General features: G+C 59.3%; 9 protein-coding genes and 3 pseudogenes. 2 read left to right on the top strand and 10 right to left on the bottom strand.

Going from position 1 to position 9,506, the window contains the following annotated elements:
- Positions 1–110: 110 nt before the first annotated feature.
- Positions 111–691 (top strand): annotated as a pseudogene (locus B7449_RS13370) (alcohol dehydrogenase catalytic domain-containing protein); the annotation flags it as partial.
- A 386-nt stretch (positions 692–1,077) separates the two neighbouring features.
- Here the strand turns inward: B7449_RS13370 and B7449_RS13365 are convergent.
- The 9 genes from B7449_RS13365 to B7449_RS13325 form a co-directional block, all read right to left on the bottom strand.
- The gene (locus B7449_RS13365; protein ID WP_007396216.1) at positions 1,078–1,704 is read right to left on the bottom strand and encodes a glutathione S-transferase family protein; all 627 of its coding nucleotides are present in this window, start codon (positions 1,702–1,704) and stop codon (positions 1,078–1,080) included.
- Between the two features lies 1 nt (position 1,705).
- The gene (locus tag B7449_RS13360; protein ID WP_007396217.1) at positions 1,706–2,560 is read right to left on the bottom strand and encodes an aromatic ring-hydroxylating oxygenase subunit alpha; all 855 of its coding nucleotides are present in this window, start codon (positions 2,558–2,560) and stop codon (positions 1,706–1,708) included.
- A gap of 57 nt (positions 2,561–2,617) precedes the next feature.
- Positions 2,618–3,289, bottom strand: coding sequence for a Rieske (2Fe-2S) protein (locus tag B7449_RS13355; RefSeq protein WP_007396218.1), 672 nt, complete (start codon positions 3,287–3,289; stop codon positions 2,618–2,620).
- 110 nt (positions 3,290–3,399) lie between these two features.
- Positions 3,400–3,633 (bottom strand): hypothetical protein, encoded by a 234-nt coding sequence (locus tag B7449_RS13350; RefSeq protein ID WP_039998264.1) that lies wholly within the window; start codon positions 3,631–3,633, stop codon positions 3,400–3,402.
- Between the two features lies 1 nt (position 3,634).
- Complete coding sequence (locus tag B7449_RS13345; RefSeq protein WP_007396220.1) at positions 3,635–4,582, bottom strand: PDR/VanB family oxidoreductase; 948 nt, start codon at positions 4,580–4,582, stop codon at positions 3,635–3,637.
- Positions 4,579–5,220 carry a glutathione S-transferase family protein gene (locus B7449_RS13340; RefSeq protein WP_007396221.1) on the bottom strand — a complete coding sequence of 214 codons (642 nt, stop codon included), beginning with the start codon at positions 5,218–5,220 and terminating at the stop codon, positions 4,579–4,581. The genes B7449_RS13345 and B7449_RS13340 overlap by 4 nt, the downstream gene beginning before the upstream one ends.
- Positions 5,217–5,750, bottom strand: coding sequence for a Rieske 2Fe-2S domain-containing protein (locus B7449_RS13335; protein ID WP_007396222.1), 534 nt, complete (start codon positions 5,748–5,750; stop codon positions 5,217–5,219). The genes B7449_RS13340 and B7449_RS13335 overlap by 4 nt, the downstream gene beginning before the upstream one ends.
- Complete coding sequence (locus B7449_RS13330) at positions 5,747–6,568, bottom strand: hypothetical protein (RefSeq protein ID WP_197603280.1); 822 nt, start codon at positions 6,566–6,568, stop codon at positions 5,747–5,749. Before B7449_RS13330 ends, B7449_RS13335 begins: the two co-directional genes overlap by 4 nt.
- 5 nt (positions 6,569–6,573) lie before the next feature.
- Entirely contained in the window at positions 6,574–7,629 is a 1,056-nt protein-coding gene (locus tag B7449_RS13325) for an aromatic ring-hydroxylating oxygenase subunit alpha (protein WP_039998265.1), read from the bottom strand.
- Between the two features lie 568 nt (positions 7,630–8,197).
- On the opposite strand from B7449_RS13325, the pseudogene B7449_RS13320 reads away from it, so the two are divergent.
- Positions 8,198–9,265, top strand: a pseudogene (locus B7449_RS13320) (IS1380 family transposase); the annotation flags it as partial.
- Here B7449_RS13320 and B7449_RS24780 read toward each other — a convergent pair.
- Positions 9,264–9,506, bottom strand: a pseudogene (locus tag B7449_RS24780) (IS481 family transposase); the annotation flags it as partial. The pseudogenes B7449_RS13320 and B7449_RS24780 overlap by 2 nt on opposite strands.

Below are 9,506 nucleotides of genomic sequence, written 5' to 3'. Positions count from 1 at the left end.
GTACAAGCTTCATAAGCCCCCCGTTTAACTGACGACACGCCCTAACATCCTTAACACGCGAAGATCGCCTGTCCGCATTAATGGACAAGCGTGGAACGAAGGAGCAGACGATGAAAACCCGCGCCGCCGTGGCCCTTGATGCCGGCAAACCGCTGGAAGTCATGGAGGTCAATCTTGAAGGCCCCAAGGCCGGCGAGGTGATGGTCGAAATCAAAGCCACCGGCATCTGCCACACGGACGAATTCACCCGCTCCGGCGCGGACCCGGAAGGCATCTTTCCGGCCATTCTGGGCCATGAAGGCGCCGGTATCGTGGTCGAGGTCGGCCCGGGCGTCACCTCGGTCAAGCCGGGCGACCATGTGATTCCGCTCTATACCCCCGAATGCCGCGAATGCGCGTCCTGCCTGTCGGGCAAGACCAACCTCTGCACCCGGATCCGCGCCACGCAGGGTCAGGGCCTGATGCCCGACGGCACCTCGCGCTTTTCGCTGCCCGACGGCACGCCGATCCATAAATCGCCGTGGCGAAGGTCCGCGAGGACGCGCCCTTCGACAAGATCTGCTATATCGGCTGCGGCGTGACCACCGGCATCGGTGCCGTCATCAACACCGCCAAGGTGGAAATCGGCGCCAAGGCCGTCGTTTTCGGTCTGGGCGGCATCGGGCTGAACGTCATTCAGGGCCTGCGCCTGTCGAAGTCGGATGCGCAGCGTATCGAAACGATCCTGCGCAACGGCGAAGCGTAGCAGGCTGCACAAGCCATCCAATGCCGTGCAAGAGCGTGTGTCGTCCTCTGCCTGATCGGAGGCAGGGCGACGATACCCGGAATGGATGTGGCGCGCGGGTTGCAATCCGGCTGCCACGTTCCGGTTCTACTCGCCTTGGCGTGGCAGTTTGTGGTTTGCAGCGACAAATCAGCCGCTGGTCGTTTCCGTCGCCAGCACGGAACGGCCGAGAGTCCCGCACCTCCGCCAGACGCGGATCGGCCTGGCTACTGCTGGCGCGGGAAGGTCATCAAAATGACCGGGCACGACATCCTGATGACAGGTGACGTTCCCGGTCTTGCCAGTCTGACAGGTCAGTCGAAGATGTTGATTCCCGGCATCAGCTTGAAGCGCGGAAGATTGACAAACCTGCGTATCCAGCGTTGGATCGCTGGGTAGTAGAACAGCTCGATGCCGCCGTCCCCTGCCAGCGCCACATAGGGGAAGCACGCGATATCCGCCACCGTGGGGCGTGATCCCGCGATCCAGTTGAACCCTTGCAGCTCCTGATTGGCCAGATGATCATCCAGGACACGGAACAGCTTGTGAGCGCCGGCCCTTGCCTGCGCCACGTCGAGATCGTAGCCCAGCACATCATGAAGCCGCGCGGCCGAGGCCGTGGACGTGATGCTGTCCGCGAAGGCCAGCCATTGCGCGACCCGACCCAGTTGGGACGGATCGTTGACCGGCCACCACGTTCCTGTCGGATCGTAGCGCGAGGCGAGATGCACGAGAATGGCCTGCGCATCCCGGATATAGGCTCCGTCGTCCTCCAGCACCGGGATCTGTCCCAGCGGATTTATCTGGAGGAATGCATCGGACTTGTGTTCACGACCCGGAAAGAAGTCCACGGCTTGCTTTTCATGAGAAAGCTCAAGAAAATCCAGCAACAACCGTATCTTGTAGCAATTTCCGGACAGGACATAGTCGAACAGCTTCATCTCATGCCGCCTCGTTGAAGAGGGCGACCCCCCACTGAAGTTCATTGGCCTTCAGCCAGCGGCGGTAGGCGATCGAGGACGCGTCCGCGCGGGTCGGCAATTCCCAACGGGGATCGAGCGGCAGCTTCCGGGGAACCTGGTTCTCGAGGATCATCCGGTCCTGCAGGAAGATGTTCTGCTGGAAGTGGAGAAGGCCAGTGTCGGTGTTTTCCTCGTCAAAGACCAGAATGAACGAGTGGACGATACACTCGTCCTCTTCCACGGGCTGGATGAACAGCCCGACCAGATCCCAGACATCCTCTCGGATCGGGCAGGTCTTGTACAGGATCGTCGAATAGGGATGCGGGACGCGATACTTGTATTCGGTCATCTGGCCGCCCGATGCCGCCGCCGAAGCCATGGGCTGGAAGAATTTGCATTTGGTCGCCCAGATTTCATCCTTTTCCGCATCCATGCTGACGTCGTAGCTCTCGACGCTCGGATGCTCTTCCACGCCGAGGATGTCGGTGTGGACGAAGGGAAAATGCGCCATGTCGAGGAAGTTTTCCACGCAGCGCAGTCCCGAGCAGCGAACGCCCACGCCGCCAGCGGTCACAAGACGCCGGTCCGGCTCGTCGAACTCCGGCACGTCGTAAAGCGGGCGCGGCGTATCGCTCAGCGTGGTCCAGAGATGGCCGTAGCGGATCTGCGTCAGAAGGCTGCGCCCATCGGCATCGTTCACCGAAAGAACGCCAGCTGCGTCGCTCACGGTCAGATCCTGCGAAAGCAGTCGGACGGGTTTCGCTTCCGCACCTTCGAAATCGGGAAGGCGGCCGATTGCATACCATTGCGAACGGGTGAAAGTGTCGGGTGTCATAGTGTTTCTCCTCGCTTGTCGAAGTGAGACGATCAACTTGCTAGGCTGCGATGCCTATTAAGCGGCGCTTGACGCCTTGAATACCTGTCGCAGACGGGTGGACAGCTTGCTGACGGCGATCGCGACATTCTCCGATGCACTGGCCGGAACCGAGGTGTGGATCATCGCCCCGTGTTCCTTCATGTCCAGGAACGCCAAAAGGACTTTTCCCTTCACTTCGGGAACGCGGACGATCGCGGCGTGATCGGTGATCTTCGACACCAGTTCGGCGCCAATGCCTTCGGCAAGCTCATTCAGGCTGGTCGGGGCAAGGTCGATATGGACCGAGCGGTTGGGAACCCAGTCGCCGTCGATCGATGGCGCCGCCGTCGTCTCGCCCGGGTTTGCAACCCAGATGAACCCGCCGGAATCCGCCGCGCGATAGGCCTTGGCGCGGATCGTCTTGGGTGGGGTCAGTTCGGGATGCGCCGGGATGCCCGCGCAGGCGCCAGCTCCGTCGTATGACCAGCCGTGATACAGACAGGTCAGCGTGTTGCCGCGGACGATGCCGTAGGACAGGCGCATGCCCCGGTGGGGACACCTGTTTTCCCATGCGCGGATCTGGCCGTCCTCGCCGCGCCACAGAGCGATGTCGTTGTCGGCGATTACGACACGTCCTGCCGTCTTCGGAAGGACATAGTTCTGAAGCCCGGCAGGGAACCACCCGGCTTCCAGTTCTGATGGTTTCATTCTACTCCCCATTTCTGTGTTTTCAGCCCTGGACACTGGTTGGTTGGGCTATAATCCAGCCCGTCCATTTCAGCGTCCTTCGCGGTGCCGGGCTTCGGTTCTGTACCGCGTCAAACGGTCTCAAGCGTAATTGTGTCGATGTTCACGTCGTCCGGCCCCAGCCAGCAGGCAATCTCGAACATGTCGATAAGGCGTTCATCCCCGGTCAGAATCAGCGTGATGTAACTGGGGGTCGCGCTTGTGACCGTGCTCGACAACGAAAGGCGCCGAGCAAAGTGGCTAACCATGGCAAGGCAGGACTCGGTCTTGAGTGCTCCCTCAAGAGATACGCGCCGCGTTACCATGTCATAGGTCCAGCACCAGCTTCTTGCCCTTGCAACGCGACACGCAAGGCAGGATCAGCGTCCCGGATTCCTTCTCGGTCGGATTGAGGTAGAAATCGCGGTGATCTGGTTCGCCCTCAAGAACGGTTGTCAGGCAGGTGCCGCAAACCCCCTGTTCGCAGGATGTCATCGGCTCCAGCCCGGCAGCCTCCATCGCGCCGATGATGGTCTGGTCTTCCTCGACTGTCAGGGTGACGCCCGATTTCTGCAGCACCACCTCGAAGCTGTCGCCGTCGAGTTCCAGCGTGGCCGCATCGACGCTGAACCGTTCCAGGTGGACGCGGTCGCTTTTCCAGCCGCAGTTCTTCGCCAGTTGCTCGATCAGGTCCATAAAGGGTCCGGGTCCGCAGAAATACAGGCGAGCATCGGCGGGCGGATTGGACAGGATCCCGGTCAGAACTGCGTTGAGCGTCGGCGGAACAAGGCCAAGATAGACCGGAGCCTCGTCCAGAGCTGTGAGTTCGCTTTTGAACGGCACATGTTCGGCGCTTCGGGCGAACAGGTGCAAGACGCATTTGCGGTTCACGGACTGAAGATGGCGCGCCATCGCCAGCACCGGGGTGATGCCGATGCCCCCGGCGATCAGGATCACCGGACCCTCGTCCGACCGAAGCTCGAAGTTGTTCCGTGGCAGGCCCACCTCGATCTCGTCGCCCTCGTTCAGCGCGTGCATCGCAGCCGATCCGCCCCGGCCGTTTGTTTCGCGCTTGACGCCGATGTGATAGGCATCGCAGTCCTTGGGGGCGTTCCAGAGCGAGTACTGGCGGACGATGCCGTCGCCGACGCAGACGTCGATATGGTCGCCTGGTGTGAACTTGACGGACGATCCATCGCAGGGGACCAGTTCGTATGAACGGATTTCCGGCGTCTGCTCTACAATCCGCCTGATCTTTACCCGTTGAGTGTTCATGGCGTTTCCTTCGGCATTTGAAGAGGCATCATGCCGGGCATTGGCTTGAAATTCTCGAGTCTCATGAAGCGCTCCATCCACCGCGAGACGGAGAAAAACGGAGCCAAGTCGATGCCACCTTCTTCGGCAAGTGCAATGTAGGGAAGGCACGCGACATCCGCGATGGTCGGATGCGGCAACGGCAGCAGCCAGTCATGGCCGTCTTTTTCGGCGAACCAGAGATGCTCGTCGATGATCCGCAGCAGCTTGATGCCTTCGGTCCGGGCCTTGCTCACGTCCAGCCGATAGAACATCGCATCATGTAGCCGTGCAGCCGAAATGGAGCCCGTCAGCTGGTCCGCGAAGGCGAGCCATTGATAGACCTCGCCCTGGTGGTCGCGCGGAAACCATTTGCCGGACTTGTCGTAAGCGGCGGCAAGGTAGACCAGGATGGCCTGCGCATCGCGAACCGCTCGACCTTTATCCATGATGGCCGGAAGCTGTCCCAGCGGGTTTATGTTAAGGAAACGCGGCGACTTGTGCTCGTATCCCGGATAAAAGTCGACAAGGATCGACTGGTATTCCAGGCCAAGCTGCTCCAGTAGGAACCGGACCTTGAAGCAGTTCCCAGAAAGTGGATAGTCATGGAACTGTATCATGACTCCTCCAATCTGCGCCTGATCGCTGACAATTCCGCGCGCCTTTGCGCCGGATCGCCTGTCGGGTAAACCATCGACCCATCGACGCCCCAAGGGGTAAGATGATCGACGCTGGAATCGACATGCAGCCTGACCTGATCGACCGGCGCCGCGATGTGGACTGGATAGCACGGCTCGCCTGCACTGCCCGAGGGAGAGCATTCTTCCTCGCTCGCCCAGACAAAGCCGCCCGCCACGGCCGTGGAATAGACGGTCGCACTTATGTCGTGGGCCGGGCGTCCCTGCATCGCGGGAACCAGCATCACCTTGCCTGATTCCTCGAACTGCCAGCCGTGATACACGCCTTCGAGGTATCCACCCATGTTCCGTCCGGCGCTGAGCCTTACGAAGCGGTGGGGGCAGCGATCCAGCCAGACGTTGATCGCGCCGCTGGCGCCCCGCCAGATGACCAGGGGCTTGTCGCCCATCATCGACCTGACGATCGAATAGTCGCGGACGTCTTTTTCAAGTGCAACAACATACGAGGTCATGTCATCGCTCCATAGGTTACATGGTTGGCCCGCAACCATTCGCGGTAGCTCAGCGAAGAGCTGTCCACCTCGATGGAGGTTTCCGCGCCGTTGAGCGGCAGCTTCTTGTGGACATGCCGCTCGAGAACATACTTGTCCTGCGCCGAGATGCTCTGCTGGTCAGCTTTCAACTGGCGCTCGTCCATCCAGTCTTCCCTTATCCAGGCAAGCAACTTGTGCGCGATGAAGTTTTCTTCATCCAAAGGCTGTGCGAAGATGCCGAGATAGTCGTATCGACCCGGTGTCGTTGGGCGATGGATGAAAAGAACCACCGAATACGGGTCCGAAATCCGGTAGGTGTATTCTGCGACCGAGTTCGTCAGCGGCAGCCAGGCCTTCTGCGACTTCAGCCACAACGCCCCTGCTGCATCGACGCTGGCCTCTCCCGGAACCAAATCCAGGTGATTCTCGTCGCCCAGGATGTTGGGATGCAGGAAGGGGAAATGCGCGTTGTCGATCACGTTGTCCACGATCCGCAGGCCCGAACACTTTATGGGCGTGGACCAGATGTTCATGACCAAGCGATCAACCTCGTAATATTCCAGCAGCTGCTGTGGAGGTCCGTCGGGCTTGCCAAGGCTTGTCCAGACATATCCCAGCCGCTCCGTCACTGGCAAAGGGCGGGAGTCGCTCGACGCGGAAATCCAAGTCTTGTGGATTTCCAGGTCGATGTCATGGCCCAGAAGCCGGGTCCTTGTCGCATTCCTCCGCCGGATGTCCGTTGGCGACCCGAGTGGGTACCAACGGTTCCAAACCACAGCGTCTTCACGTGCGCTCATGTCGGTCACTTGCTTTCGGTGACGTCGGTGAACAGGGCCGCTTTGAACGCTTCTTCGCCCTTTGCCGCGGCAGTGGATAGTTCGCGCAGCCATTTCCGGTACTGGTTCGAGATCTTGTCCGTCGGCAGCGAAACCTCGTCCAGGTAGATCGGGCCAGGCTGCGTCTCGATGACCGGCTGGTCTTCCGCCAAGACGAGCTTCTGGAAGTCGAGCGGCTGGCTATCGGGCAAGTCGTCCTCGGTATGCGCGATGATCATGAAGTTGCGGCACGAGTTCTGTGAGGTCGGGCTGGAGGTGGTCCAGAGAAGGAAAGGCTTGTCGTTCTTGTACAACCTGATCGACAGGTTGACGCTGAACGGCATGGAGTTCCGGTAGTTCCAGCTTCCCAGCGGGCTATCGTCCGGCAGCGTGTCCAGCATGTCGCGGCCCGGCTCCATGAAGAAGCGAAGTTCGCCGCCCACGCGGTCAACGGGCACGATCGCCGGTTCCGAATATGCCGGGTCATAGAGGGTGCCCGGATGCACATAGGCGAAGTGCGAAAAATCGGTGAAGTTTTCCCAGCGGCGTTCGGCCGAGCTGTCCCAGTTGTAGGGCTCCGCGATGATTTGACGCTTGAATTCGGGGTTTTCCCAAGCTTCGCAGTAAGGGATGTTCGTGCAATCCCACGAGCTGTCGAGGCGGACCCAGATGATTCCGTACCGCTCTTCGCAGGCATATGCGGGCGTAAACGCCTTTTTCGGGATCGCGTCGCTGGGACAGGCCGGCATAAGTTCGCAGCGGCCGCTGGCACCATATTCCCAGCCGTGATACGGGCATTGGATACGGTTGTTCTCAAGCACCTTCCCGACGGACAGTTTCGCGTAGCGATGCGCGCAGCGGTCTCGCATGGCGACGTATTTTCCGTTCAGCTTCGCGATGACCAGCGGTTCGTCAAGAAGCGTCCTACCGATCGGACCGTTGCCTGCCGGATCTGCAGCCTCGAGTTCGTTCACGGTTGCGACAGGATGCCAGAAATGGCGCAGATAGCTTTGATCTGCGGTGAGTGGAGTCAAAGCGTTCATTATTCCCCCCGGTTAGCTACCGTTGTAATAGTTGCTTCATAAAAGCCTAACGGAAGGCGGCGCGTTTCAAAAAGTGCATTAAATTGTACTTTGCGTTTCGGATTTTGAACGACAATTCGGAAACGCTGGGTAGCACTGCCGAACAGGCGACGATTCGCAATCCGGCAGTCAACCTTTGCCCGTCGCTGAATGCGACTTTTTACCGAGAACATGCCCCTGCTTCCGTGTACTCTTCGACCCAGATTTTCAAAGCGATTGCAGGTGCTTTCGCGCTTCGGCTTGCATAATCTGGGCTGTCCAAAGGCCTTTCGCCCGACCGGATGCCTGTACATCCGATCGACCCAAAGCACGGACCGCTTCAGGGCAGCTCGAAAACATTTCTCGGCCTGGGCGCAGGCACGATCCTAGTTGAGAAGGGCTCATGGCGGACGCATCTTTGCGCGCTCCTTGCATGCTGGCAGACCGGATCATCGACGCGGATATCTCACACGAGAGTTGTACATCGGGTTAGATTATGAGAAAGTCTATTTTGTAGAAAAGAAGTTCTCATAAGCAATAAACGAACCCGATGCAGACAGAGTGTAGCGTGAGCGCATATGAATTTCCAGCCTCCTGTGGACGGCGTGTTGTGACCCGTTTTGACGGGGGTCGGATGAGTTCGGATGGGGGTGCCATTCTGCTAAAGCAGGTTGATGATCGTCTGGGGTTCAGCCGCCGTTTTGCTGCATGTTTTCGCGATGAGCGGCATCCTGCCTTTGTGGAATACCGGGTTGAAGACCTTGTCCGTCAGCGGATCATGGGGCTGGCTCTGGGTTACGAAGACCTTAATGACCATGATGCTTTGCGTCATGATCCTGTCATGGGCCTGGTGTCTGGACGTCTGTCGGGTGGCCGGGCGAACTGCGCAGCATTGGCCGGAAAATCCACGCTGAACCGCCTGGAGTGCAGTGGGCAGCAGGCCGATCGTTACTGTCGGATCATTGCGGATCATGATGCGCTCGCAGCCCTGTTTGTGAGCGTGTTCATGGATCAGCATGAGCGCGCACCCACCCGGATCATTCTGGATGTGGACGCCACGGATGACCGTATCCATGGCCATCAGGAAGGCCGGGCCTTTCATGGGTATTACGGCCATACCTGCTATCTGCCGTTATACATCTTCTGCGGGGATCATCTCCTCAGCGCGACCCTGCGCACGGCAGACAGGGACCCGGGGAAGGAAGCGCTGGCAGACATCCGCCGGATTGTGAAACAGATCAGGAACCGCTGGCCCAGAGTGCGTCTTCTGGTGCGCGGGGACAGTGGCTTCGCCCGGGACCCTCTGATGACATGGTGCGAAGACAACCACGTGGACTTCCTGTTCGGCCTTGCAGGCAACACCCGCCTGTATGAGCGGATTGCCTCCTTGTCCGCTGAGGTTCGTGACGAAGCCGCCACGACAGGCAAAGCGGCGCGCGGCTTTGCCTCCTTTGACTGGATCACAAAGGATAGCTGGACACGCCGCAGGCGGGTGGTGGCCAAGGCCGAATGGCGCCACGGCAACCGCTATCATCGCTTTATCGTCACCACTCTGCCGCAGGGAACGTCCGAACCGCGTCATCTTTACGAACAGGTCTACTGCGCCCGTGGGGATATGTGTCAGGTTGTGAGACGTCATTGGCATAATCGAGGATTTCGTCGACCTGTTTCATGATGTCACGATTGGTTGGTTTGACGTAATCAGGATTACGAGATGCGGGATGTTTTTCAAGCCACGACATGATGCATTGGGCGGGAGTTATGCCGCCCAGAACACGCTGCGGGCGATGATTGTAAGCGAAACAGAAGCCTCTAAGCAGAATTTCCAGATCCTTATGGCTTGAGACACAGACCGGCAA

The sequence above is a fragment of the Komagataeibacter intermedius TF2 genome (assembly GCF_000964425.1).
Taxonomy (GTDB): Bacteria; Pseudomonadota; Alphaproteobacteria; order Acetobacterales; family Acetobacteraceae; genus Komagataeibacter; species Komagataeibacter intermedius.
Note: the sequence above shows the minus strand (reverse complement) of the source record. Positions and strands in the feature narration are given on the sequence as shown.